Consider the following 24,144-nt stretch of genomic DNA (forward strand, 5'->3'; position numbering starts at 1 on the left):
GACAGTGAAGTGATCCGTGCAGGGAACCGCCGTGGCAGGGCAAGTGATCGCCTAGCCCTTGAGAGGGTTATCCGGTAGCCAGCCGTTCACGCGTTCCATGGTTCTGCGCTCCTGCTCGCCCTCCATTACAAAACCTTCGATCAGCCTGGCATTGGGCGCGTGCTTTTCGAGAACTCTGCGGCTGTTGCCCAAGCCATAACCGCCATGGGTGTTGAAGGGGATGAGGGTCTTGCCGGTCAGGTCGTGGGTGCTGAGAAAGGCACGCACGATCGGCGGGGCGGTTTCGCCCCAGATCGGAAAACCGAGATAAATCGTGTCGTAGTCGCTGAGGGCATGAACCGTGTTTTGCAGCTCGGGTTCGAAGCCGCTGTCTCGCTCCTGACGTGCCTGCTCCACGGTTTGCAGATAGTCCTCGGGGTAGGCGTGGGCCGGGCGAATCTCGAACAGATCGGCACCCAGTCCACGTTGAATCAGCCCTGCAACCACGCGGGTATTGCCCGAGCGCGAGAAGTACGCGACCAGAATCCGCGAGCCTGAGCGCGGTGTTTCACTGGCACTCTGCGTGTCGGCGAGCGACAGCAGTGGGGCGCTGGCCAGTGCGGCGATTACCGTGCGCCGCAGCGGATCGTGATCGTGGCTCATCGGCCGACGCGCGCCTTGAGGGCTTCGGGATAACGCTCGCCTTCGATGCGGATTTGCGCCAACGCGGTGTCAATTGCCTTGAGTTCAGCAGCGTCGAGGGTGATGTCCGCGCCGCCGAGGTTTTCTTCCAGGCGATGCAGTTTGGTCGTCCCCGGAATCGGCACAATCCACGGTGCCTGTGCGAGCAGCCAGGCCAAAGCGATCTGCGCCGGGGTGGCTTGTTTCTGCGCGGCGATCTGACGGATCAACATGACGAGGCCCTGATTGGCTTGCAGCGCCGACTGGCTGAAACGCGGGACGATGCTGCGGAAGTCATCGCTGCCGTAAGTGGCCTCGGCCGACACCGTGCCGGTGAGAAAACCTTTACCTAGTGGGCTGAACGGCACGAAGCCGATGCCCAGTTCCCAAAGCGTCGGCAGGATTTCCTGCTCGGGCTCGCGCCACCACAGCGAGTATTCGCTTTGCAGCGCCGTGACTGGTTGCACTGCATGGGCGCGGCGAATGGTTTGCGCACCCGCTTCCGACAGGCCGAAGTGCTTGACCTTGCCTTCGCCAATCAGATCTTTCACGGCACCGGCGACGTCCTCGATCGGCACGTCCGGATCGACGCGGTGTTGGTAGAGCAAGTCGATGTAATCGGTTTTCAGTCGGCGCAACGAACCCTCGACGGCCATCCGAATGTGCTCGGGGCGGCTGTTGAGAATCTGCTGCTTATTGTCGTCGCCGAAGGTGAAGCCGAACTTGGTGGCGATGACCACTTGATCGCGCACCGGCGCCAGTGCTTCGCCGACCACGTGCTCGTTCAGGTAAGGGCCGTAGACCTCGGCGGTGTCGAAGAACGTCACGCCTCGGTCAACGGCTGAACGGATCAGTGCGATGGCTTGTTGGGTATCCGTGGCCGGACCGTAGCCGTGGCTCAGGCCCATGCAGCCAAAGCCGAGGGCGGATACTTCGAGTGAACTGTTGCCGAGTGTGCGCTTGTGCATGTCGATCTCCCGTTGGGCGTGGGGAGAACAGTAAGCGAGGTGACTGGTGAGGACTAGATAGGTAAATCGGGATGGCTTGATGAGTTCTGTTCATTAATCGACGGAATGAGTGAGGGGTAACCTCTCACTCATTCGGTCTGGTGATTATTGCGGTACGCGCAGCTTGTCCAGCAGTCGATTGACCAACAGCTCGTTCAGCATGATCACCTGTTGCAGCGCCAGCAGCGGTTTGCGCTCCGGGCCGCCTATTGAGTTGGCGATGTTACCGGCCATGGAGTGGGCGTAGGAAAGCGACTCACAGGCTTCGACCAACAGGGTTTCTTCATCCAGCGTGGGGTCGACAAGGTAGACGGGGCGAAACGGGGGCGAGCTTGGTGGAGCGCCCAGTGCTTCGGGTCGCAGGTAGTAGTCGAGGGCGCGGTCGGTTGCCTCTTTGACCTTTTGCGGGTTGGGCGCGGGGTCGTGAGGGATTGGATCGGTGGGCGGTGGATTTGGCGTGATTTTGAACATAGATAAAGCTCCAATTTGAAAAATGGGAGCCATCACCCTCGCTACCAAACGGCGGGTGGCGGCCATGCGCGGGTTGGTAGACCGGTCAAATTGGGTAACCCGGCGCTCACGGATGAGCCCCACGCATGCCCACCATACAAAGCCATACCTCAAAAAAGGAGACAGCATCGACGGTGTCGCAACAACGACAATTTAAAGCGGGCTACCAAACCCGATCACTGTTTTGCAGTGACAGGCAAACGATATAGCCCGGCCCATAGCCGTGTAAGCCGGCGGATTCTGGCGTACGCGTAGGTAACGACGCAAGGTGTTGTAGGGAGGAGGGCGTAACGGGTTGTGTTATTTAAACGTATCCGCTTAATCGTGTTTATGTACGCCAGACGAGGTGAACTGCCGGGTATTTGGACTGCGACACCGAGGGGCGTGTAGGTTGAGCAATTTTGTATCTATTAGCACCACGTCAAACGCTATGAGCGCCGAGTAACTGTATGATGGCGCACTTTATTCAAGGGCCTTAGCAAGGAGCACCCATGATCACTGAGCTGTCGCTCGAAAATTGGAAGAGCTACGAGAAAGCCACCCTTTATATCGATCCACTGTCAGTGCTTGTGGGCACCAATGCCAGTGGTAAGTCGAACGCCTTGGACGCGCTCCTGCTGCTCAATCGCTCCGCGTCCGGGATTATGCTGACTTCAGCCTTGCAGGGTGATGGCGTCCAGATCCCACTGCGAGGCGGCATCGAATGGGCGGCTAGGCGGCCGGGTTCTATTTTCGCTTTGGCGGTCACCTGTCGTGCCGACGACCTGACGGATTACGAATACCGTCTCGAATGCAGCATTCGAGAGAATCGTTGCGAGTTGCAGGCAGAACAGCTCGTTCGAGTGAAGTATCGACTGGGCAAGGACGGTATTCGAAAATCGCCAGCTGGCAACATCAAGTTGTTCCGCACGGATGCTGGTGCAGAGGACTCGCCGACAATCGTCGCGCGTCTTTACAATGAAAGAAAGGGCTCTCCACGCCAGTTGAGTCGGACCAACTCAGTCCTTTTTCAGTTGGTTGGGCAGAAGTTGAGGCAGGAAATCCAGGATGGCGTCAACCTGGTCATTTCTTCGCTCAGAGATATTTTTATTCTCGACCCCATCCCCTCGCACATGCGGGGTTATTCCTCTCTTTCGGAGCGACTGGAGTCAGATGCGCGCAATATCGCTGGTGTGCTGGCGGCATTACCTGAAGAAAAGAAAGAAGAAATTGAAGCAGTACTGACCCGATACGCAAGCAAACTACCCGAGCGAGACATTCGAAGGGTATACGCAGAAACGGTAGGGAAATTTAACTCTGATGCAATGCTTTATTGTGAAGAGTTTTGGCGAGACCAAGGCGAAACCCCGACTGTTGATGCTCGTGGTATGTCAGATGGCACACTGCGGTTTCTTGCGATCCTGACTGCTTTGCTCACTCGCCCACCCTCAAGTTTGCTGGTCATTGAGGAGGTGGATAACGGCCTACATCCATCGAGGGCGCGCTTACTCCTGGACATGCTTAAAAGTGTAGGCACTCAGCGCGGCGTAGATGTTTTGGTGACTACTCACAATCCGGCGCTCCTGGACGCCATGGGCAACGAGATGGTGCCTTTTATTACTGTAGCCAATCGAGATCCGTCTACAGGTCATAGTGTACTCACCTTGTTGGAAAGCCTTGAGCAGTTGCCGAAACTATTAGCTCAGGGGCCTATAGGGCGCCTTTCTAGCCAAGGACTGATTGAGGAGAGTATTTCCAACGCGCAAACCGCATTGGCAGAAGGAGTTGCCGAATGAGTAAGCGCATTTTGATCATGGACACCTCAGTACTGTGTTGCTGGCTACAAGTTCCGGGGAAAGCAGAAGCAGGTCCGGCAGCGGATCGCTGGGACCATGAGCGAATCAGTAAGTTGATCGCTTTGGAACTTGAGTCAAAGAGCACGTTGGTTCTGCCTTTAGCGACTCTGATCGAGACGGGTAACCATATAGCCCAAGCCCCTGCTGAGCGGTTCGAGTGCGCCACAGCCTTGGCGGGTTATCTTCGCGAAGCCGCAAGTGCTACATCGCCTTGGGTGGCATTCACAGAGCAAACAGTCTTGTGGCAATCGGAGAACCTTCACGCCCTCGCTGATGCATGGCCAAAGCTTGCTGCCGAGAAACTGACCATCGGTGACACCACCATCAAGGACGTGGCGGAGTACTATGCCAAGGCCGGGTACTCAGTTGAAATTCTGACCGGGGATGCTGGCTTAAAAGCGCATGAACCAGCACAGCCTGTAAATGTTCCTCGGCGCCGTCGCTGAATGTCAATGCAAGTGGCTGGTCTAGCTGAAAAAACAAGACTGCCTTGATGCTGACGTGATTGAGAAAAGGCCGTTTTTTAAAAGCGGCCTTTTTAGTACTTCAAGGATAGCTGCCGAGGTTTGCACAACTGCTATGTTTCAACGGTGAAACAGGTAAACAGAGGACCGGGACTATGAACCGAGTTACCGGCGGATGCCTATGCGGCGATGTCCGTTTTGAAGTGGCAGGTCAGCCTTACCGAATCGGCATCTGCCACTGCCTCGACTGCCGCAAACGCCACGGCGCGCTGTTCGGTACCTCGGCCATATTCCCCGAGAATGCGTTGAAGGTCACCGGCGAAACCCGCGACTATAACGGGCGCTTTTTCTGCCCGCGCTGCGGCTCTCCGGTGTTCGCGCGTTCCGAAGATGAAGTAGAGGTCAACGTCGGATCGCTCGATGAGCCTAATCAGTTCAAACCCACCTACGAACTCTGGACCATTCGCCGCGAGGCGTGGCTGCCGGCGCTTCCACTGGCTCACCACTACGAGCGTGATCGCGAAAACACTGGCCGAACCGAAGATTAATTGCAGCCCACAATCTGCCTGTGTAGGAGCTGCGGAACGCTGCGATCTTTTGACGTTGATTTTCAAGGCGCAAAATCAAAAGATCGCAGCGTTCCGCAGCTCCTACATTGTTCAACCGCGAATAAAGGCCAACAGATCCGCGTTGATCGTTTCGGCCTCCGTCGTCGGCATCCCGTGCGGGAACCCCGGATACGATTTCAACGTGCCGTTCGGCAGCAACTTGGCCGACAACGGCCCCGAATCCGCATACGGCACAATCTGATCATCCTCGCCATGCATCACCAGCACCGGCACCGTGACCTTCTTCAAGTCCTCGGTGAAATCCGTCTGCGAAAACGCCACGATCCCGTCGTAATGCGCCTTCGCCCCACCGATCATGCCCTGACGCCACCAGTTGGCAATAATCCCTTCCGATGGCGTGGCGCCCGGTCGGTTGTAGCCATAAAACGGACCGGTCGGAATATCCCGATAAAACTGCGCGCGATTCGCCGCCAGTTGCGCCTGAAAGTCATCGAACACCGATTTCGGTAGCCCACCCGGATTGCTCTCGGTCTGCACCATCAACGGTGGCACCGCGCTGATCAACACACCTTTGGCGACGTTGTCCTGACCATGCCGGGCGATGTAATGAATCACCTCACCGCCACCGGTCGAGTGACCGACATGCACCACGTTCTTCAGCCCCAGATGATTAACCACGGCCAGCGTATCGTCGGCGTAATGATCCATATCGTGCCCGTCCCAGACCTGGCTCGAACGCCCATGCCCACGGCGATCATGGGCAACCACCCGGAAGCCTTTGCCGAGAAAAAACAGCATCTGCGCATCCCAATCGTCGGAACTGAGCGGCCAGCCGTGGTGGAAGTGGATCACTGGCGCGTCTTTCGGGCCCCAGTCCTTGTAGAAAATCTCGACGCCGTCTTTGCTGGTGACAAATCCCATGTTCGCAACTCCAGACCAATCTGATGGATAACCCGCGCGGTAATCGCGGACCGGTTTCGCTCATGACGAGTTTTCTACTGTGCAGGCTCGGTGAGAGCCGTTATCAACTGTAGGATTAAAGTCGACATCTGCATGACCGGTGGTCGCAACGTCTGGCTTCGTGCGCAAATTAGGCTTTGCTGAAAGGGATAAGCCGAGGCGCGCGTAGGCATCGATGGCCACAGCGACGCCCCTTCAGAACACCGTGAGTCTGAGGAATTTCCCCGATGCTGACCTTGAATATCAATGGCAAGGATCAGGAGCTCGATGTCCCCGCGGACATGCCGTTGCTCTGGGTCCTGCGCGATGTCGCGCACCTGACTGGCACCAAATTTGGCTGTGGCATGGCCCAGTGCGGGGCCTGCACCGTGCACGTTGACGGCGCGCCTTTGCGTGCCTGCATTACCCCCGCAACCGCCGTGGCCCACGGCCAGAAAATCCTCACCATCGAAGGCCTGTCCACCGACGGTTCGCACCCGGTGCAGCAAGCCTGGGCCGAGCTCGATGTGGTGCAGTGCGGTTACTGCCAGTCGGGGCAGATCATGTCTGCGGCGGCACTGCTGGCGAAAATCCCCAAGCCCACCGACAGCGATATCGATCAGGCGCTCTCCGGCAACATCTGCCGTTGCGGCACCTATCCCAGGATCCGCGCAGCTGTGAAGCGTGCGTCGGAAATCGGCTGATTCAATCTGTGGGAGATGGGTGATGAACAGTCCTGTATCGCGTCGGGGTTTTCTCAAAGGCAGCGCCGTGTTGGGCGGCGGGTTAGTGGTGGCGTTTGTCGTCCCTGGCGGCCACAAGTTTGCCTATGCAGCAGAGAATGAAGGCAAGGTGTTTGCGCCGAACGCATTTTTGCGAATAGCGGCGGACAACAGCGTCACTGTGCTGCTCGGGCATTCGGAAATGGGCCAGGGCATCTGGACCGGCCTGACCATGTTGATCGCCGAGGAGCTGGACGCTGACTGGTCGAAGATCCGCGTCGAACACTCGCCGGCGTCAGCGGCGGATTACGGCATGCCGGGGTTTGGCGGCATGCAGATTACCGGCGGCTCGACGTCGACGTGGATGGAGTTTGACCGCTATCGACTGGCAGGCGCGACCGCTCGGCAAATGCTGGTGGAGGCGGCGGCGAAACGTTTTGAAGTGGCGCCGTCAGCGATTCGCACCGAATCGGGCGTGGTCATCGCAGGCGATAAACGTGCGACGTACGGCGAGCTGGCGGACGCCGCCGGGCAACTGCCGGTGCCGGATCCGAAGTCGATCACTTTCAAGGAAGCCAAGGACTGGAAAGTCATTGGCAAACCGACCAAACGCCTCGACACGCCGGAGAAAATCACCGGCCGCGCGAAGTTCGGCATGGATGTGCAGTTTGAAGGCCTGATGACCGCGATGGTCGCGCGCCCACCAGTATTCGGCGCCAGCGTTAAATCCTTCGAAGGGGCTGAAGCGCTGGCGGTGCCGGGCGTGCACAAAGTGCTGCAAGTGCCGACGGGCGTTGCGGTGATCGCTGATCATTACTGGGCGGCGAAACTGGGTCGCGATGCGCTGAAGATCGATTGGGACCTGGGGCCGAATGCGGACCTGAGTAGCGAAAAACTGCTGGCGAGTTTCCGCAAGCTGGCCACGACACAAGGCACTTCAGCCAGTCAGGCCGGGGATGCCAAGGGCAGTTTTGGCAAAGCGGCGAAGAAGATCGATGTCGAATACAGCGTGCCGTATCTGGCCCACGCGCCGATGGAACCGCTCAATTGCACGGTGAAAATCAGCGCCGAGAAATGCGAGATCTGGACCGGTACGCAGTTTCAGACGCTCGATCAAATGGTCGCCGGCAAGATCACCGGGCTGAAGCCGGAACAGGTCGAAATCCACACCGAATTCCTGGGCGGTGGTTTCGGGCGCCGCGCCAATCCGACATCAGACTTCGTCGCCGAAGCGGTGCAAGTGGCGAAAGCCGCCGCCATGCCGGTGAAAACCGTGTGGTCGCGCGAAGATGACATTCGTGGCGGTTATTACCGTTCGATGTTCCTGCATCAAGCCAAGATCGGTCTGGGCGCTGATGGTTTGCCGTCGAGTTGGCAGCACGTGCTGGTCGGGCAGTCGATCATGACCGGCACGCTGATGGAGGCGACGATGGTCAAGAACGGCATCGATCCGACCTCGGTCGAAGGCGTTTCCGACAGTCCTTACGTCAAAGGCCTGGCCAATCATCAAGTCGATCTGCATTCGCCGCAGACCGGCATCAATGTGCTGTGGCTGCGTTCGGTGGGCCATAGCCACACCGGGTTCGTGATGGAATCGCTGATCGATGAAATGGCCACAGCGGCGGGCAAAGATCCGGTGGAGTACCGACGAACCTTGCTCAAGGATCATCCTCGGCATTTAGGTGTGCTCAATCTGGCGGTGGAAAAAGCTAACTGGAAAGCCCCGTTGCCGGATGGCCATGCGCTGGGGGTGGCGGTGCACGAGTCGTTCGGCAGTTACGTGGCGCAGGTCGCCGAGGTGTCACAGGACAATCTGAAGATTCGCGTGCACCGCGTGGTTTGTGCGGTGGACTGCGGCATCGCCGTGAATCCGCAGAGCATCGCGGCGCAAATGGAGTCGTGCATCACTTTCGGTCTGGGCATGGCGCTACACAGCAAGCTGACGCTCAAGGACGGCGCGGTGTTGCAGTCCAACTATCACGATTATCAGGTGCTGCGGCTCAACGAGATGCCGGTGGTGGAAGTGCACATCGTGCCGAGCAGCGACAAACCCGGCGGCATCGGCGAGGCCGGTGTGCCGCCGACCGCGCCAGCCGTGGCCAACGCGGTGTTTGCCCTGACCGGGCAGCGCTTGCGCGAGTTGCCGCTGCAACTGTCGGGGGTGTGAGATGAAACGACATCTAGTGTTGGGCACGGTGATTTTGCTGGGGCTGGGTGGTTATGCCTCGGACTTGTTTGCCGATGATCAAGAGGCGTTGAAGGCCTTCGGCACGGTGCAGAAAGTCTTTCAGAGTCCGCGTTGCCAGAATTGCCACATTCCCGGTGATTCGCCATTGCAGTTTGACGCCGGCATCCCCCACGCCATGAATGTGGTGCGCGGCATGGACGGCAAGGGTGCCGCCGGTTTGCCCTGTGCAACCTGCCATGCGGAAAACAATCCGCCGGCCAGTTATGGCCCGCATGCGCCACCGGGTGCGCCGCACTGGAGCCTGCCACCGGCGGCGCACAAAATGGCCTGGATCGGCCTGCCACCGGACAAACTCTGCGCGATGATCAAAGACCGTTCGAGCAACGGTGATCGCGACTTTGCCGCGCTGCTCAAACATGTCAGCGAGGACAAACTGGTGCTCTGGGGCTGGAACCCCGGGGCAGGGCGCGCACCGGTGCCGGTGCCGCACGATATTTTTGTCACGCAATTCAAACTCTGGGCCGATGCCGGCGGGCCGTGTCCGGTGGCGGGTATCTGACGGGGTGAAGCCTCGCTGATTTGCGCTACGCTCAAGTGCATTGATGACAACGGAGTGTGCGAATGCTGGTTCCAGGAAAACCCGCTAATGAAGCTGCGCGGATTCAGGTGTTGCACGGCCTCGATCTTCTTGATTCGGCGCCCGAGGAGCGTTTCGACCGCCTCACGCGGTTGGCCAAGCGCCTGTTCAATGTGCCGATTGCGCTGGTGACGCTGGTCGATAAGGATCGCCAGTGGTTCAAGTCCTGTGTGGGGCTCGATGCCACGGAAACGTCGAGGGATGTGTCATTTTGCGGCCACGCGATCCTTCAGAACGACCTGTTGCTGGTGCCCGATGCCCGTGAGGATGTGCGTTTTCACGACAATCCGCTGGTCACTGGCGCGCCGAATATTCGCTTCTATGCCGGTTATCCGCTGACCGTGCCCAACGGCAATAAAATGGGCACGCTGTGCCTGATCGACACCAAGCCCCGTGACCTCGACGAAGAAGAGCGCGCGCTGTTGCGTGATCTGGCAGAGATGGCCGAGCAAGAGCTGACCGCCGTGCAGATGGCGAGCATGGACGAGTTGACGTTGCTGTCCAACCGTCGCGGCTTCAAGCAACTGGCGCAGCATGCGCTGGACGCCTGTGCACGGCTGGAGCGGCCAGCGACGTTGTTGTTTTTTGATCTCAATGACTTCAAGCAGATCAATGATCTTTATGGCCATGCCGAGGGTGACAGTGCGCTGAAGACCTTTGCCGATGTGCTGCGCATTGCCTTTCGCGAGAGTGATGTGGTCGGACGCTTGGGCGGGGATGAGTTTGTCGCGTTGCTGACGGGGTCGAGCCACATCGAAACCACGGCGATCATGGCGCGGCTCAAGGAAATTCTCGAGGAGCGTAATGCCACGTTGCACCGCGGGTATGCGATTCGCTTCAGCGTGGGCCAGATCGAATACGACGCCAAACGCCATGAAACCGTGGATCGCTTGCTGGCGGACGCCGATGGGGCGATGTATGCGCACAAGCAGTCCCTGAAGCGTTGTTAGTGAATGCACCGCAGATCCCCTGTAGGAGTGAGCCTGCTCGCGAAGGCGTCCGGTCAGGCAACATCTCTGTTGATATGCCGGCCTCTTCGCGAGCAGGCTCACTCCTACAGTGGTGTCGGGTGTTCTCAAAATCCCGGTTCACCACAAATCCATGTGGGAGCGAGCTTGCTCGCGAAGGCGTCCGGTCAGGCAACATCTCTGTTGAAGGTGCCGGCCTCTTCGTGAGCAAGCTCACTCCCACAGGAGGCGGGGTTGCAGGCATAAAAAAACCCGCCTGAACAGGCGGGTTTTTTATCGGCTAAGCGAAGATCACTCTTCGATGTTGCCCATGGCGGTGGTGTTGAAGCCGCCGTCGACGTACATGATTTCGCCGCTGATGCCCGACGCCAGGTCGGAGCACAGGAAGGCGCCGGCGTTGCCGACTTCGTCGATGGTGACGTTGCGACGCAGCGGGGTTTGCGCTTCGTTGGCGGCCAGCATCTTGCGGAAGTTCTTGATGCCCGACGCTGCCAGAGTACGGATCGGGCCAGCCGATACGCAGTTGACGCGGGTGCCGTCCGGGCCCAGGGAGCCGGCCAGGTAACGCACGCCAGCTTCCAGCGAAGCCTTGGCCATGCCCATCACGTTGTAGTTCGGCATGGTGCGCTCGGCGCCCAGGTACGACAGGGTCAGCAAGCTGCCGTTGCGGCCTTTCATCATTTCGCGGCCGGCTTTGGCCAGGGCCACGAAGCTGTAGGCGCTGATGTCGTGAGCGATGCGGAAACCGTCACGGGTGGTGGCTTCGGTGAAGTCGCCGTCCAGTTGGTCGCCCGGGGCGAAACCAACGGAGTGGACGATGCAGTCCAGGCCGTCCCACTTCTTGCTCAGTGCTTCGAAGACCTTGGCGATTTCTTCATCGCTGGCCACGTCGCACGGGAAGCACAGCTCAGGGCTCGAACCCCAGCCTTGGGCGAATTCTTCAACACGACCTTTCAGTTTGTCGTTCTGATAAGTGAAGGCAAGCTCAGCGCCCTCGCGATGCATGGCGGCAGCGATGCCGGATGCGATGGACAGCTTGCTGGCGACACCGACGATCAGTACGCGCTTACCGGCGAGAAAACCCATGTGTTGCTCCTCTTTCAGGTTATTGCGCAGTGGCTGGTGCCAAAAAAGCGGCTTCCAGCAACTGCTGTGTATACGGATGTTGGGGGGCGGCAAAAATACTTTGCGCGTCTCCCTGTTCGACCACTTGGCCATGCTTGACCACCATCAACTGGTGGCTCAGCGCTTTGACGACAGCCAGGTCATGGCTGATAAACAAATACGTCAGGTTGTACTTGGCTTGCAGTGAACGCAACAGCTCCACCACTTGCCGCTGCACCGTTCGGTCGAGCGCCGACGTCGGCTCGTCCAGCAGGATCAGCGCCGGTTTCAGCACCAAGGCCCGGGCAATGGCAATTCGTTGCCGTTGCCCACCGGAAAATTCGTGGGGGTAGCGGTGCCGGGTTTCCGGATCCAGACCTACCTCCTTCAATGCCGCAATAATCGCCGCTTCCTGTTCCTCGGCGGTGCCCATCTTGTGAATCCGCAGGCCTTCGCCAACGATGTCACTGACACACATGCGCGGGCTCAGGCTGCCAAACGGGTCCTGAAACACCACCTGCATCTCCCGCCGCAACGGGCGAACCTCGTTCTGCGTCAGGCAGTCTAGCTGCTTGCCTTCAAAGCGGATCGCGCCTTTGCTGCCGATCAGGCGCAAAATCGCCAGACCCAGCGTGGATTTGCCGGAACCGCTTTCCCCGACAATCCCCAGAGTCTGACCCTGAGGCAGGCTGAAATTGATGCCGTCCACTGCCTTGACGTGATCCACCGTGCGCTTGAGCAGGCCTTTCTTGATCGGGAACCAGACTTTCAGGTCCTCGACCTCAAGCAGCGGCGCGCCGATTTTATTGCTTGCCGGGCCTCCGCTGGGCTCCGCGCCGAGCAATTCCCGAGTGTACGGATGCTGCGGCGAACGGAACAGCTCTTCGCACGATGCCTGTTCGACGATGCAACCGCGCTGCATGACACATACGCGATGCGCAATTCTTCGCACCAGGTTCAAATCGTGACTGATCAGTAACAGCGACATGCCCAATCTGGCCTGCAATTCCTTGAGCAAATCGAGAATTTTCAGCTGAACGGTCACGTCCAGCGCCGTGGTCGGTTCGTCGGCAATCAACAATTCCGGCTCGTTGGCCAAGGCCATGGCGATCATCACGCGCTGGCGCTGACCACCGGACAATTCGTGGGGCAGGGCCTTTAGGCGCTTGTGCGGCTCGGGGATGCCGACCATCTCCAACAGCTCCAGCGTGCGCTTGGTCGCGACTTTACCGGTCAGGCCCTTGTGGATGCCGAGGACTTCGTTGATCTGCTTCTCGATCGAGTGCAGCGGGTTCAGCGAGGTCATCGGCTCTTGAAAGATCATCGCGATGCGGTTGCCGCGAATGTGGCGGATGGTTTTTTCGCTCAGGCCCAGCAGGTTTTGCCCGGCGTAGTTGATGCTGCCGGCCGGATGGCGGGCCATCGGGTAGGGCAGCAAACGCAAGATCGAATGCGCAGTCACCGATTTGCCCGAGCCGGATTCGCCCACCAGCGCGAGGGTTTCGCCACGCTTGATGTCGAAACTCACGCCTTCAACGACCCGGTGCACGCGCTCGCCGAAACCGAATTCGACGGCGAGGTCGCGCACTTCGATCAGATTGTCCTGATTCATTTCACTTCCTCGGGTCGAAGGCATCGCGAGCGGACTCGCCGATAAACACCAGCAAACTCAACATCAATGCCAGCACGGCGAAGGCACTCATGCCCAGCCACGGCGCTTGCAGGTTGGATTTGCCCTGGGCGACCAGTTCACCCAGCGACGGACTGCCGGCCGGCAAACCGAAACCGAGAAAGTCCAATGCGGTCAGGGTGCCGATGGCGCCGGTAAGGATGAATGGCATGAAGGTCATGGTCGAGACCATCGCGTTGGGCAGGATATGGCGGAACATGATCGCGCCGTTCTGCATACCCAGCGCCCGCGCTGCGCGTACGTATTCAAGGTTGCGGCCACGGAGGAACTCGGCGCGCACCACGTCGACCAGGCTCATCCACGAAAACAGCAGCATGATCCCCAGCAGCCACCAGAAATTCGGCTGGACGAAACTGGCGAGAATGATCAGCAAATACAGCACCGGCAGCCCCGACCAGATCTCCAGGAAACGCTGCCCGGCCAGATCGACCCAACCGCCATAGAAACCCTGCAACGCCCCGGCAATTACGCCGATGATCGAACTCAATACAGTCAGTGTCAGCGCGAACAGCACGGAAATGCGGAAGCCGTAAATCACCCGCGCCAGCACATCGCGACCCTGATCGTCAGTGCCCAGCAGATTGTCCGCCGAGGGCGGCGCCGGCGCCGGGACTTTCAGGTCGTAGTTGATGCTCTGGTAGCTGTAGGGAATCGGCGCCCACAACACCCACGCGTCCTTGGCCTTGAGCAGTTCGCGGATGTACGGGCTCTTGTAGTTGGCTTCCAGCGGGAACTCGCCGCCGAAGGTGGTTTCCGGGTAACGCTTGATCGCAGGGAAGTACCAGTTGTTGTCGTAATGCACCACCAGCGGCTTGTCGTTGGCGATCAGCTCGGCGCCGAGGCTGGCGCCGAACAGAATCAGAAACAGCCACAGCGACCACCAGCCACGCTTGTTGGCCTTGAACAGTTCGAAGCGGCGGCGGTTGAGAGGGGATAGGTTCATCTCAATGCTCCCGGCTTTCGAAGTCGATGCGTGGATCGACCAGGGTGTAGGTGAGGTCGCCGATCAGTTTCACCACCAGCCCCAGCAGGGTGAAGATGAACAGGGTGCCGAACACCACCGGGTAATCGCGGTTGATCGCCGCTTCGAAACTCATCAGGCCGAGACCGTCGAGAGAGAAAATCACTTCCACCAGCAAGGATCCTGTGAAGAAGATGCCGATGAACGCCGACGGGAATCCGGCAATCACCAAGAGCATGGCGTTGCGGAACACATGGCCGTAGAGCACACGATTACGCGTCAGGCCTTTGGCCTTGGCGGTGACCACGTACTGCTTGTTGATCTCATCGAGGAAGCTGTTTTTGGTCAGCAGGGTCATGGTCGCGAAGTTACCGATCACCAGTGCGGTCACCGGCAGCGCCAGGTGCCAGAAGTAATCGAGAATCTTGCCGCCGAAACTCAGCTCATCGAAGTTGTTCGAGGTCAGCCCGCGCAACGGGAACCAGTCGAGATAACTGCCGCCGGCGAACACCACGATCAGCAGGATCGCGAAGAGGAACGCCGGGATCGCGTAGCCGACGATGATCGCCGAACTGGTCCACACGTCGAAGTGGCTGCCGTGTCGCGTGGCCTTGGCGATCCCCAGCGGGATCGACACCAGGTACATGATCAGCGTGCTCCACAGCCCCAGCGAGATCGACACCGGCATCTTTTCCTTGATCAGGTCGATGACCTTGGCGTCGCGGAAAAAGCTGTCGCCGAAATCCAGCTGCGCGTAGTTCTTGACCATGATCCACAGACGTTCCGGGGCCGATTTGTCGAACCCGTACATGTGCTCGATTTCCTTGATCAGCGCCGGGTCCAGACCTTGCGCGCCGCGATAGGACGAGCCGGCCACGGACACCTCGGCACCGCCGCCGGCAATCCGGCTGGTGGCGCCTTCGAAGCCTTCGAGCTTGGCGATCATCTGTTCCACCGGGCCACCGGGCGCGGCCTGGATGATCACGAAGTTGATCAGCAGGATGCCGAACAGGGTCGGGATGATCAGCAGCAGTCGCCGAAAAATATACGCCAGCATCTGATTACTCCGTGCCCACAGGGTCGGTTTGCAGTTTGGTTTCGACTTCTATTGCCTGTTTTGCGTTCGGCTTGACCCACCAGGTGTTAATCCCGATGTCGTACTTGGGCGAGACTTTCGGGTGACCGATGTGGTTCCAGTACGCCACGCGCCAGGTTTTGATGTGCCAGTTGGGGATCACGTAATAACCCCATTGCAGCACACGATCCAGCGCACGGGCGTGGGCCACCAGGCTTTTGCGCGAATCGGCGTTGATCAGATTCTCGACCAGTTGATCGACGATCGGATCCTTCAGACCCATGGTGTTGCGGCTGCTCGGTTTATCGGCGGCGGCGCTCATCCAGTATTCACGCTGTTCGTTGCCCGGCGAGTTGGACTGCGGAAAGCTGCCGACCATCAAGTCGAAATCACGCGAACGCACGCGGTTGATGTACTGCGAAACGTCGACGCGGCGGATCACCAGATCGATGCCAAGGTCGCTGAGGTTGCGCTTGAACGGCAGCAATACGCGTTCGAACTCGGTCTGCGCGAGTAAAAATTCAATCACTACAGGCTTGCCTGTGGCGTCGACCATTTTGTCGTCGACGATCTTCCAGCCGGCCTCTTGCAACAGTTGATAGGCCTCGCGCTGTTGGGTGCGGATCATGCCGCTGGCGTCGGTCTTGGGGTTTTCGAAGGCTTCGCTGAACACTTGCGCCGGCAGTTTGCTGCGGAACGGTTCGAGGATCGTCCGTTGATCGGCGTCAGGCAGGCCGGTGGCGGCCATTTCCGAGTTCTCGAAATAGCTGCGAGTGCGGAAGTAAGCACCGTTGAACAGCTGTTTATTGGTCCATTCGAAGTCAAACAGCAGGCCGAGCGCCTGACGCACCCGCGCGTCCTGGAACACCGGACGGCGCAGGTTGAAGACGAAACCTTGCATGCCGGTCGGGTTGCTGTTGGCGATCTGTTCCTTGATCAAGCGACCTTCGGTGACCGCCGGGATGTTGTAGGCGTTTGCCCAGTTTTTCGCGGTCATTTCCAGCCAGTAATCGAACTGGCCGGCCTTCAGCGCTTCAAGGGCGACCGTGTTGTCGCGGTAGTAATCGGTGGTCATCGTGTCGAAATTGTAGAAACCACGGTTGACCGGCAGATCCTTGCCCCAGTAATCCTTGACCCGCTCATAGCGTACCGAACGTCCGGCCTTCACTTCGGCGACCTTGTACGGGCCGCTGCCCAGCGGAATTTCCAGGTTGCCCTTGGTGAAATCGCGATCAGCCCACCAGTGTTTTGGCAGCACCGGCAACTGGCCGAGGATCAGTGGCAACTCGCGGTTGTTGCTGTGCTTGAACTTGAACAGCACTTTCAGCGGGTCTTCGGCTATGACTTCGGAGACGTCGCTGTAGTAACCGCGAAACAGCGGCGAGCCTTCTTTGGTCAAGGTATTGAAGCTGAACACCACGTCGTCGGCGCGAACCGGGTGGCCGTCATGGAAACGTGCTTCAGGGCGCAGATAGAAACGCACCCAACTGTTGTCCGGGGCTTTTTCGATTTTGCCGGCGATCAGGCCATATTCGGTGAACGGCTCGTCGAGGCTGTGCTTGGTCAGGGTGTCGTAGATCTGCCCGACGTCATCGGCCGGCACACCTTTGCTGATAAACGGGTTGAGGCTGTCGAAGCCGCCGAACCCGGCCTGACGGAATATGCCGCCCTTGGGCGCATCGGGATTCACGTAATCGAACTGCTTGAAATCGGCCGGGTATTTCGGCGGCTCGTTGTACAGGGTCACGGCGTGTTGCGGGGCGGCAAAGGCCAGCCCGGCGAACAGCAAGCCGCTGGCCTGGACGAGCAGGGCGCGGATCGGTTTCATTGATCTTTCTCCGAAGACTTCAGCCACCATGCGCTCAGGCCCAGGGTGTAGGGCGGCGTGGTGACGAAGGCCAACCGGTTGCGGTAGGCCAGACGGTGATAATTGAGGTACCAGTTGGGAATGCTGTAGTGCTGCCAGAGCAGTACGCGGTCGAGCGCCTTGCCGGCGGCGACCTGCTCATCGCGGGTGCGCGCGGCGAGCAGTTGTTCGAGCAGGTGATCGACCACCGGGTTGGCGATGCCTGCGTAATTCTTGCTGCCCTTGACCCCGACCTGGCTGGAGTGGAAGTACTGCCACTGCTCAAGGCCCGGGCTTAGCGTCTGGTTGAGCGTCATCGAGATCATGTCGAAATCAAATTGATCGAGGCGCTGTTTGTATTGCGCCCGATCCACGGTACGCAGGCGCGCGTCGATGCCGATGCTGTTGAGGTTCTCGATGTAGGGCTGGTACAGGCGCTCCAGGTTCGGATTGACCAGCAGCAGTTCGAACCGCAGCGGTTGGCCGTCAGCGTTTTGCAGGCGCTGGCCGTTGAGCTTCCAGCCGGCTTCGGCGAGCAATGCCAATGCCTTGCGCATGGTTTCCCGGGGAATGCCGCGACCGTCGGTTTTCGGCAGGGTGAACGGCTCGGTGAACAGCTTGGCCGGCAGTTGCTCCTTGTACGGCTTGAGCATCAGCCATTCATGACCGACCGGCAGGCCGCTGGCGCTGAATTCGCTGTTCGGGTAGTAACTGGTGGTGCGTTTGTAGGCGTCGCTGAACAGGGCGCGATTGGTCCACTCGAAGTCGAACATCAGGCCGAGCGCTTCGCGGGTTTTCACGTCCGAGAACGTCGCGCGGCGGGTGTTCATGAACAGGCCCTGACTCTGGGTCGGGATCTGATGCGGAATCTGTGCCTTGATCACGTCGCCACGGCGTATCGCGGGGAAGTTGTAGCCGTTGGCCCAGTTTTTCGCCTGATGCTCGATGTAGATGTCGAACTCGCCAGCCTTGAACGCTTCGAAGGCGACATCGCTGTCGCGGTAGAACTCGACTTCCATGCGATCGAAGTTGTACTTGCCGCGATTGACCGCCAAGTCCTTGCCCCAGTAATCCTTGACCCGTTCGAAGATCAACTGCCGACCCGGCGTCACCGAAGTGATGCGATAGGGGCCGCTGCCCAGTGGCGGTTCGAAAGTGGTGGCCTTGAAGTCGCGGTCCTTCCAGTAGTGCTGTGGCAGCACCGGCAGTTCACCGAGACGCAGGATCAACAGCGGATTGCCCGAGCGCTTGAGTACGAAGCGGATGCGCTGTTTGTTGAGAATGTCGACCCGCAGCACTTCCTGTAAGGCCGTGCGGTACAGCGGATGGCCGTCCTTGAGCAGCGTTCGATAGGAAAACGCCACGTCATAAGCGGTGATTGGGGTGCCATCGTGAAAACGCGCTTCCGGGCGCAGATTGAACACCACCCAGCTGCGATCTTCGCTGTACTCCACCGATTGCGCGATCAAGCCATAGCTCGACGCTGGTTCGTCGCCGGACGGCGAATACTGGCCGGTGCCGACCATCAGCGGCTCGTTCAGCTCATTGATGCCGTACTGGAGGAAATTCGCTGTAGTGACCGGGCTGGTGCCCTTGAACGTGTACGGATTGACCGTATCGAAGGTGCCGAAAGCCATCACCCGCAACGTACCGCCCTTGGGCGCTTGCGGGTTGACCCAGTCGAAGTGGGTAAATCTGGCCGGGTACTTGAGCGTGCCGAACTGCGCATAACCGTGACTTTCGGTAATCGTCGCGCTTGCGGTTGAGCTCAAGGCCAGGCTGATCAGGAGCAGGAGGAGGGGACGCTTCAAGTCAGATCCGATCCAGGCGGCTTGGGCTTTGTGGGCCGTACAGTAACAGCTTGTCTGGGCAGGAAAAAGATGCGGGTTAATGCGGGGTTAATCGTTTGCGCGAAGAGCCCCTCACCCTAACCCTCTCCCAGGGGGAGAGGGGACTGACCGAGTTGTTTCTTCGAGCTACGCCGACCTGAACTGTCGAGCCGAACTTACGTTTTGAAAAGCCCCTCACCCTAACCCTCTCCCGGAGGGAGAGGGGACTGATCGCGGTGCTCTGGAGGGTTGTACCGACGTGCGATACCGAGTCGAACCCGGATTTTGAACAACACGGAGATCGGCTCCCTTTCCCCCTCGCCCCTTGGGGAGAGGGCTGGGGTGAGGGGGATCGATCTAAAGCACGCCACAAAATCCGAACCAAAAAAAAAGCCCCTGAAACTCAGGGGCTCTTCATCAGTGCGGCTGATAAACCGTAAGCATCTGCCCCGGCTTCAACGCTTTACCCGCACCCGGATTCCAGCGCTTGAGATGCTGCATCTCAACGTTGAATCGCTTGGCCACCACGTACAGCGTGTCGCCGCGTTTGACCTTGTACTGGGTCTGCTGCTCGCTGTCGCTCTTGCCTTTGCTCTTGCTGTTGGCCGCAACCACGGTGTTGACCCGGCCAGACTTGCGTGCCGGAGCGCGCTTGCTGGTGTCCTGCATCACCAAAGTCTGGCCAACCTTGAGGTTCTTGCCGGTCAGCTTGTTCCAGCGTTGCAGGTCCTTGACTTCGACCTTGTTGGCCTTGGCAATCGAACCGAGGTTGTCGCCACGTTTCACGCGATAGGCACGCTTGAGTTTTGCCACTTCGGAAGGATCGGCGCCTTCGAACACCGGTTTCAGCGAACGCGGGCTGATCAGTTCGTCAGGTCGCATGGTCTGCAAACTGGCAGTCAGCAACTGCGCCTTCGACGTCGGTACCAGCAAATGCTGAGGGCCGTCGATGGTGGTGCGTTGCTTGAACGCCGGGTTGAGCTGGAACAGTTCGTCTTCGTCGATGTTGGCAACGGCTGCGACCTTGGACAAGTCCATGCGCTGGTTGATTTCGACGACCTGGAAGTACGGTTCGTTGGCAATCGGGTTGAGGTTGACGCCGTAAGCTTCCGGCGCCAGCACCACTTGCGACAGTGCCAGCAACTTCGGTACGTACGCCTGGGTTTCCGCCGGCAGCGGCAGGTTCCAGTAGTCGGTTGGCAGGCCAAGCTTTTCGTTGCGTTCGATGGCGCGGCTGACCGTGCCTTCACCGGCGTTATACGCCGCCAGGGCCAGCAACCAGTCACCGTTGAACATGTCGTGCAGACGGGTCAGGTAGTCCATCGCTGCCGTGGTCGAAGCGGTGATATCGCGACGGCCATCGTAAAAGCGGGTCTGACGCAGGTTGAAGTAACGCCCGGTGGAAGGAATGAATTGCCACAGCCCCACAGCATCGGCCCGGGAATAGGCCATCGGGTTATAGGCGCTTTCAATTACCGGCAGCAGGGCCAGTTCCAGCGGCATGTTGCGTTCTTCGAGGCGTTCGACGATGTAGTGAATATAGAGACTGCCGCGTTCGCCGGCGTTCTCGAGGAAAGAGGGATTACTGGCGAACCACAGGCGCTGTTGCTCGATGCGCGGGTTCACGCCAAGGCCTTCCTGCAACTGGAAGCCCTGGCGCATGCGTTCCCAGATATCCTGGGGAACCTGTGGGCTGGGCTTCTCGGTCAGCCAGATCGGCTTCTGCTTGGCTCGCGCAGCAATGTTCGGCGTATGGGTCGCTTCAGTCTGCGGAGCATGGCTGGAACAGCCCGCCAGCGTGGCGGACACAGCCACCGCGATGGCTTGCGCCAGGCGGGTCAATGCGTCTGAATTGACGGACTTACGTATGGATGACGACATTGGCTGGAAGTAAGTTCCGGGCAAAAATGTCGGGCGATTCTAGAAAGCGCACCCCCCTAGGTCAACCATTCAGAATTTTTGTACCAAGTGGCGGGGCACTTAGAACTTATCTTTCCAGGCACGCAGAGCCGCAAATACCTCACTCGGCGCCCGGTTTTGAGCGCCTGCCCGTTCGTCCACTTTTTGTGTAACCAATGTTTCACTGGTGCGCAAAAACGGATTTGTGAGCTTTTCCAGGGCGAGGGTCGAGGGCAGGGTCATCACACCGTTTTGCCGTTGCTGGGTAACTTTTTCCAGACGGGCGGCAATGTCCGGGTTACTCGGTTCGACGGCAGCGGCAAACTTAAGGTTGCTCAGGGTGTATTCATGGGTGCAGTAGACCAGCGTATCTTCGGGCAAAGCGGCGAGGCGGCTGAGCGAGTGGTGCATTTGCTCCGGCGTACCTTCGAACAAGCGACCGCAACCGGCGGCGAACAGGGTGTCGCCGCAGAACAGCAGGCCGTGGTGGTAATAGGCAATGTGGCCCAGGGTGTGACCGGGTACCGCATAGACATCGAAATCCCAGCCGAGCACGCTGACCGTGTCGTTATCCTTGAGCGCCACATCGCGCCCCGGAATGCTTTCGCTGGCCGGACCGTAGACTTTCGCCCCGGTCAGCGCTTTCAGGCGTTCGACGCCGCCGACGTGATCATGATGGTGGTGAGTGATCAGAATATCGCTCAATACCCAGCCTGGATGCGCTTCGAGCCATGCCTGCACTGGCGCGGCATCGCCCGGATCAACCACCGCGCAGCGCTGGGTGCGGTGATCCTGTAACAACCAGATGTAGTTGTCGGTGAACGCGGGCAGGGCACTGATCTGTATCATCGTCGGAATTCGCCAAGCGGAAAACATTGGCGCATCTTAGTAGTTCCTGGCGCTTTGGAGAATGCGATGAGTGATAAAGCGTTCGCACAGGCTGATCCTGACTGGCTGGCCCTGATCGGTGCAGCCCGTGAATGGCTGTCCGGCCCGCTCGGGCAATTTCTGCTCGATGAAGAGCGGCGCATGCTCGAAGACGAGTTGGGCCGGTTCTTTGGCGGCTATCTGGTGCATTACGGGCCATCTGCCGAAACCCCGCCGGCCGCGCCGCAAGTGCAGCGCAATGTGCGCCTCGGTGCGCCATTGCCCGGCGTCGAAATCGTCTGCGAAGAGCAAGCCTGGCCGCTGAGCGAGCATGCTGCCGATGTGGTGGTGATGCAGCACGGTCTGGATTTCTGCCTGTCGCCCCACGGTTTGCTGCGGGAAGCGGCGAGCAGCGTGCGCCCCGGCGGGCATTTGCTGATCATCGGCATCAACCCGTGGAGCACCTGGGGCCTGCGTCATGTGTTCGCCCACGACGCCTTGCGCCAGGCACGCTGCATCTCGCCGTCGCGGGTTGCCGACTGGCTCAATCTGCTGGGCTTCGCGCTGGAGAAACGCCGCTTCGGGTGCTATCGTCCGCCGCTCGCGTCACCCAAGTGGCAGGCCCGCCTGGCCGGCTGGGAACGCAAGGCCGGTGACTGGCAACTGTCGGGCGGCGGCTTCTATTTACTGGTCGCGCGCAAGATTGTGGTCGGGCTAAGGCCGCTGCGTCAGGAGCGTCGCGAGCCGATGGGCAAGCTGATTCCGCTGCCCATGGCCAAGGTCAATCGTCGCCGCATCGAACCGTAAACCTTCTTTTATTTGTGGCCGGGTTTGTCCCGGCCTCGGTCATTGTCGATCCGTGATCGGCAAGACAGGCATTTTTCTGGATAGATTGGCATGAGCGAAAGCGTTGAAAGCGTCGACACCGTAGAACTGTTCACTGACGGCGCCTGCAAAGGCAACCCCGGCCCGGGCGGCTGGGGCGCCTTGCTGGTGTGCAAGGGCGTTGAAAAGGAACTGTGGGGCGGCGAAGCCAATACCACCAACAACCGCATGGAACTGCTCGGCGCGATTCGTGGCCTCGAAGCTTTGAAGCGCCCGTGTGAAGTGCTGCTGGTGACCGACTCGCAATACGTGATGAAGGGCATCAACGAGTGGATGGCCAACTGGAAAAAGCGTGGCTGGAAAACCGCCGCGAAAGAGCCGGTAAAGAACGCTGATCTGTGGAAGGAGCTGGATGAACAGGTCAACCGCCACAAGGTCACCTGGAAATGGGTGCGTGGGCACATTGGCCATCACGGTAACGAGCGGGCGGACCAGTTGGCCAACCGTGGCGTAGACGAAGTGCGCGGTTACAAGCAGAGCTGATTTCGCTTCTGAACGGTGTTGCTGCCATTCGCGAGCAAGCTCGCTCCCACACTGGATCGTGTTCACAACACAAATCCACTGTGGGAGCGAGCTTGCTCGCGAATGGGACGCCCCGGTCCACCTGAAACACCCCGCCGAGCGTGTTAACATCCGCGTTTTTTGCAAGATCGACCCGTTGAGAGCTGAGCACTGATGGCCACCAGATCCGTTGTACTCGATACCGAAACCACCGGCATGCCGGTGACCGATGGTCACCGGATCATTGAAATCGGTTGCGTCGAACTGATCGGCCGACGCCTGACCGGCCGGCATTTTCACGTTTATCTGCAGCCGGATCGCGAAAGTGATGAAGGCGCCATCGGCGTTCACGGCATCACCAATGAATTCCTGGTCGGCAAGCCGCGCTTTGCCGAAGTGGCCGATGAGTTCTTCGAGTTCATCAAGGGCGCGCAGCTGATCATCCACAATGCGGCGTTCGACGTTGGCTTCATCAACAACGAATTCGCGCTGATGGGCCAGCAGGATCGCGCTGACATCACCCAGCACTGCTCGATCCTCGATACCTTGATGATGGCCCGGGAACGTCACCCGGGGCAGCGCAACAGCCTCGATGCGTTGTGCAAACGCTATGGCGTCGACAACTCCGGCCGTGAATTGCACGGCGCTTTGCTCGACTCGGAGATTCTCGCCGACGTCTACCTGACCATGACCGGTGGCCAGACCAGTCTGTCGCTGGCGGGCAATGCGTCTGACGGCAATGGCACGGGCGATGGCGCGGACAACTCGGCGACCGAGATTCGTCGTTTGCCAGCGGATCGCCAGCCTGCGCGGATCATTCGTGCGACTGAAGATGAGCTCGCTGCGCATCTGGTGCGGCTGGAAATTATTGCCAAATCGGCGGGCGGCCCGGCGATGTGGACGCAAATCGCCGAGGCCGACGCTCAGGCCTGAAAGATCAAAAGATCGCAGCCTGCGGCAGCTCCTACAGGGGATCACATTCCAATGT

General features: G+C 59.3%; 22 protein-coding genes. 10 read left to right on the forward strand and 12 right to left on the reverse strand.

Translation table 11 applies throughout. The features are described from left to right. Positions 1 to 51 precede the first annotated feature (51 nt). The 3 genes from FGA82_RS18595 to FGA82_RS18605 all read right to left on the reverse strand — a co-directional run bounded on the left by FGA82_RS18595 (position 52) and on the right by FGA82_RS18605 (position 2,138). The gene (locus tag FGA82_RS18595; protein WP_141128185.1) at positions 52 to 642 is read right to left on the reverse strand and encodes a flavodoxin; all 591 of its coding nucleotides are present in this window, start codon (positions 640 to 642) and stop codon (positions 52 to 54) included. Then, entirely contained in the window at positions 639 to 1,628 is a 990-nt protein-coding gene (locus tag FGA82_RS18600; RefSeq protein WP_141128186.1) for an aldo/keto reductase, read from the reverse strand. Before FGA82_RS18600 ends, FGA82_RS18595 begins: the two co-directional genes overlap by 4 nt. 144 nt (positions 1,629 to 1,772) lie before the next feature. Continuing rightward, on the reverse strand, positions 1,773 to 2,138 hold the full coding sequence (locus FGA82_RS18605) for a DUF6124 family protein (RefSeq protein ID WP_141128187.1): 366 nt from the start codon (positions 2,136 to 2,138) through the stop codon (positions 1,773 to 1,775). 530 nt (positions 2,139 to 2,668) lie between these two features. Here FGA82_RS18605 and FGA82_RS18610 point away from each other — a divergent pair. The 3 genes from FGA82_RS18610 (at position 2,669) to FGA82_RS18620 (ending at position 5,024) form a co-directional block, all read left to right on the forward strand. Continuing rightward, positions 2,669 to 3,952 (forward strand): AAA family ATPase, encoded by a 1,284-nt coding sequence (locus FGA82_RS18610; protein WP_141128188.1) that lies wholly within the window; start codon positions 2,669 to 2,671, stop codon positions 3,950 to 3,952. Continuing rightward, entirely contained in the window at positions 3,949 to 4,458 is a 510-nt protein-coding gene (locus FGA82_RS18615; protein WP_141128189.1) for a hypothetical protein, read from the forward strand. The genes FGA82_RS18610 and FGA82_RS18615 overlap by 4 nt, the downstream gene beginning before the upstream one ends. 173 nt (positions 4,459 to 4,631) lie before the next feature. Next, complete coding sequence (locus tag FGA82_RS18620; RefSeq protein WP_141128190.1) at positions 4,632 to 5,024, forward strand: GFA family protein; 393 nt, start codon at positions 4,632 to 4,634, stop codon at positions 5,022 to 5,024. A gap of 111 nt (positions 5,025 to 5,135) precedes the next feature. Here FGA82_RS18620 and FGA82_RS18625 read toward each other — a convergent pair whose 3' ends face one another. After that, positions 5,136 to 5,966 carry an alpha/beta fold hydrolase gene (locus tag FGA82_RS18625; RefSeq protein ID WP_095118413.1) on the reverse strand — a complete coding sequence of 277 codons (831 nt, stop codon included), beginning with the start codon at positions 5,964 to 5,966 and terminating at the stop codon, positions 5,136 to 5,138. Between the two features lie 266 nt (positions 5,967 to 6,232). Between FGA82_RS18625 and FGA82_RS18630 the strand changes: the two genes are divergently transcribed. The 4 genes from FGA82_RS18630 to FGA82_RS18645 all read left to right on the forward strand — a co-directional run bounded on the left by FGA82_RS18630 (position 6,233) and on the right by FGA82_RS18645 (position 10,481). Further along, complete coding sequence (locus tag FGA82_RS18630) at positions 6,233 to 6,688, forward strand: (2Fe-2S)-binding protein (RefSeq protein ID WP_003224136.1); 456 nt, start codon at positions 6,233 to 6,235, stop codon at positions 6,686 to 6,688. 22 nt (positions 6,689 to 6,710) lie between these two features. Then, a complete protein-coding gene (locus FGA82_RS18635; RefSeq protein WP_141128191.1) occupies positions 6,711 to 8,873 on the forward strand; it encodes a xanthine dehydrogenase family protein molybdopterin-binding subunit in 2,163 nt (720 codons plus the stop codon). A 1-nt stretch (position 8,874) separates the two neighbouring features. After that, positions 8,875 to 9,453 (forward strand): hypothetical protein, encoded by a 579-nt coding sequence (locus tag FGA82_RS18640; protein ID WP_141128192.1) that lies wholly within the window; start codon positions 8,875 to 8,877, stop codon positions 9,451 to 9,453. Positions 9,454 to 9,515: 62 nt separating this feature from the next. Continuing rightward, a complete protein-coding gene (locus FGA82_RS18645; protein ID WP_141128193.1) occupies positions 9,516 to 10,481 on the forward strand; it encodes a sensor domain-containing diguanylate cyclase in 966 nt (321 codons plus the stop codon). A 309-nt stretch (positions 10,482 to 10,790) separates the two neighbouring features. On the opposite strand, the gene fabI is transcribed toward FGA82_RS18645, so the two are convergent. The 8 genes from fabI to gloB all read right to left on the reverse strand — a co-directional run bounded on the left by fabI (position 10,791) and on the right by gloB (position 21,752). Continuing rightward, a complete protein-coding gene (gene fabI, locus FGA82_RS18655) occupies positions 10,791 to 11,585 on the reverse strand; it encodes an enoyl-ACP reductase FabI (RefSeq protein WP_007910591.1) in 795 nt (264 codons plus the stop codon). A gap of 19 nt (positions 11,586 to 11,604) precedes the next feature. Then, positions 11,605 to 13,215 (reverse strand): ABC transporter ATP-binding protein, encoded by a 1,611-nt coding sequence (locus FGA82_RS18660; RefSeq protein ID WP_141128194.1) that lies wholly within the window; start codon positions 13,213 to 13,215, stop codon positions 11,605 to 11,607. Between the two features lies 1 nt (position 13,216). Then, positions 13,217 to 14,236: an ABC transporter permease gene (locus FGA82_RS18665; RefSeq protein WP_038366044.1), complete on the reverse strand. Its 1,020-nt coding sequence runs from the start codon at positions 14,234 to 14,236 to the stop codon at positions 13,217 to 13,219. A 1-nt stretch (position 14,237) separates the two neighbouring features. Continuing rightward, on the reverse strand, positions 14,238 to 15,311 hold the full coding sequence (locus FGA82_RS18670) for a microcin C ABC transporter permease YejB (protein WP_141128195.1): 1,074 nt from the start codon (positions 15,309 to 15,311) through the stop codon (positions 14,238 to 14,240). A 4-nt stretch (positions 15,312 to 15,315) separates the two neighbouring features. After that, positions 15,316 to 17,157 (reverse strand): extracellular solute-binding protein, encoded by a 1,842-nt coding sequence (locus FGA82_RS18675; protein ID WP_141128196.1) that lies wholly within the window; start codon positions 17,155 to 17,157, stop codon positions 15,316 to 15,318. Beyond that, entirely contained in the window at positions 17,154 to 18,986 is a 1,833-nt protein-coding gene (locus FGA82_RS18680; RefSeq protein ID WP_141128197.1) for an extracellular solute-binding protein, read from the reverse strand. The genes FGA82_RS18675 and FGA82_RS18680 overlap by 4 nt, the downstream gene beginning before the upstream one ends. A 435-nt stretch (positions 18,987 to 19,421) precedes the next feature. Then, positions 19,422 to 20,885: a transglycosylase SLT domain-containing protein gene (locus FGA82_RS18685; protein WP_141128198.1), complete on the reverse strand. Its 1,464-nt coding sequence runs from the start codon at positions 20,883 to 20,885 to the stop codon at positions 19,422 to 19,424. Between the two features lie 99 nt (positions 20,886 to 20,984). Next, on the reverse strand, positions 20,985 to 21,752 hold the full coding sequence (gloB, locus tag FGA82_RS18690) for a hydroxyacylglutathione hydrolase (protein WP_141128199.1): 768 nt from the start codon (positions 21,750 to 21,752) through the stop codon (positions 20,985 to 20,987). A gap of 66 nt (positions 21,753 to 21,818) precedes the next feature. Between gloB and FGA82_RS18695 the strand changes: the two genes are divergently transcribed. The 3 genes from FGA82_RS18695 (at position 21,819) to dnaQ (ending at position 24,089) form a co-directional block, all read left to right on the forward strand. Further along, a complete protein-coding gene (locus FGA82_RS18695) occupies positions 21,819 to 22,577 on the forward strand; it encodes a class I SAM-dependent methyltransferase (RefSeq protein ID WP_007910573.1) in 759 nt (252 codons plus the stop codon). A gap of 90 nt (positions 22,578 to 22,667) precedes the next feature. Next, positions 22,668 to 23,138: a ribonuclease HI gene (gene rnhA, locus FGA82_RS18700; protein WP_007910572.1), complete on the forward strand. Its 471-nt coding sequence runs from the start codon at positions 22,668 to 22,670 to the stop codon at positions 23,136 to 23,138. A gap of 192 nt (positions 23,139 to 23,330) precedes the next feature. Next, complete coding sequence (gene dnaQ / locus FGA82_RS18705) at positions 23,331 to 24,089, forward strand: DNA polymerase III subunit epsilon (RefSeq protein WP_122599561.1); 759 nt, start codon at positions 23,331 to 23,333, stop codon at positions 24,087 to 24,089. Positions 24,090 to 24,144 lie beyond the last annotated feature (55 nt).

Origin of the sequence: Pseudomonas fluorescens (assembly GCF_005938625.1) — a bacterium.
GTDB lineage: Bacteria > Pseudomonadota > Gammaproteobacteria > Pseudomonadales > Pseudomonadaceae > Aquipseudomonas > Aquipseudomonas fluorescens_BD.

Coding starts and splice junctions, on each gene's coding strand:
- FGA82_RS18675 (WP_141128196.1), bottom strand. CDS start 17,157: ATGAAACCGATCCGCGCCCTGCTCGTCCAGGCCAGCGGCTTGCTGTTC.
- FGA82_RS18640 (WP_141128192.1), top strand. CDS start 8,875: ATGAAACGACATCTAGTGTTGGGCACGGTGATTTTGCTGGGGCTGGGT.
- FGA82_RS18605 (WP_141128187.1), bottom strand. CDS start 2,138: ATGTTCAAAATCACGCCAAATCCACCGCCCACCGATCCAATCCCTCAC.
- gloB (WP_141128199.1), bottom strand. CDS start 21,752: ATGATACAGATCAGTGCCCTGCCCGCGTTCACCGACAACTACATCTGG.
- fabI (WP_007910591.1), bottom strand. CDS start 11,585: ATGGGTTTTCTCGCCGGTAAGCGCGTACTGATCGTCGGTGTCGCCAGC.
- FGA82_RS18645 (WP_141128193.1), top strand. CDS start 9,516: ATGCTGGTTCCAGGAAAACCCGCTAATGAAGCTGCGCGGATTCAGGTG.
- FGA82_RS18685 (WP_141128198.1), bottom strand. CDS start 20,885: ATGTCGTCATCCATACGTAAGTCCGTCAATTCAGACGCATTGACCCGC.
- FGA82_RS18610 (WP_141128188.1), top strand. CDS start 2,669: ATGATCACTGAGCTGTCGCTCGAAAATTGGAAGAGCTACGAGAAAGCC.
- rnhA (WP_007910572.1), top strand. CDS start 22,668: ATGAGCGAAAGCGTTGAAAGCGTCGACACCGTAGAACTGTTCACTGAC.
- dnaQ (WP_122599561.1), top strand. CDS start 23,331: ATGGCCACCAGATCCGTTGTACTCGATACCGAAACCACCGGCATGCCG.
- FGA82_RS18600 (WP_141128186.1), bottom strand. CDS start 1,628: ATGCACAAGCGCACACTCGGCAACAGTTCACTCGAAGTATCCGCCCTC.
- FGA82_RS18615 (WP_141128189.1), top strand. CDS start 3,949: ATGAGTAAGCGCATTTTGATCATGGACACCTCAGTACTGTGTTGCTGG.
- FGA82_RS18595 (WP_141128185.1), bottom strand. CDS start 642: ATGAGCCACGATCACGATCCGCTGCGGCGCACGGTAATCGCCGCACTG.
- FGA82_RS18635 (WP_141128191.1), top strand. CDS start 6,711: ATGAACAGTCCTGTATCGCGTCGGGGTTTTCTCAAAGGCAGCGCCGTG.
- FGA82_RS18625 (WP_095118413.1), bottom strand. CDS start 5,966: ATGGGATTTGTCACCAGCAAAGACGGCGTCGAGATTTTCTACAAGGAC.
- FGA82_RS18660 (WP_141128194.1), bottom strand. CDS start 13,215: ATGAATCAGGACAATCTGATCGAAGTGCGCGACCTCGCCGTCGAATTC.
- FGA82_RS18630 (WP_003224136.1), top strand. CDS start 6,233: ATGCTGACCTTGAATATCAATGGCAAGGATCAGGAGCTCGATGTCCCC.
- FGA82_RS18665 (WP_038366044.1), bottom strand. CDS start 14,236: ATGAACCTATCCCCTCTCAACCGCCGCCGCTTCGAACTGTTCAAGGCC.
- FGA82_RS18695 (WP_007910573.1), top strand. CDS start 21,819: ATGAGTGATAAAGCGTTCGCACAGGCTGATCCTGACTGGCTGGCCCTG.
- FGA82_RS18670 (WP_141128195.1), bottom strand. CDS start 15,311: ATGCTGGCGTATATTTTTCGGCGACTGCTGCTGATCATCCCGACCCTG.
- FGA82_RS18620 (WP_141128190.1), top strand. CDS start 4,632: ATGAACCGAGTTACCGGCGGATGCCTATGCGGCGATGTCCGTTTTGAA.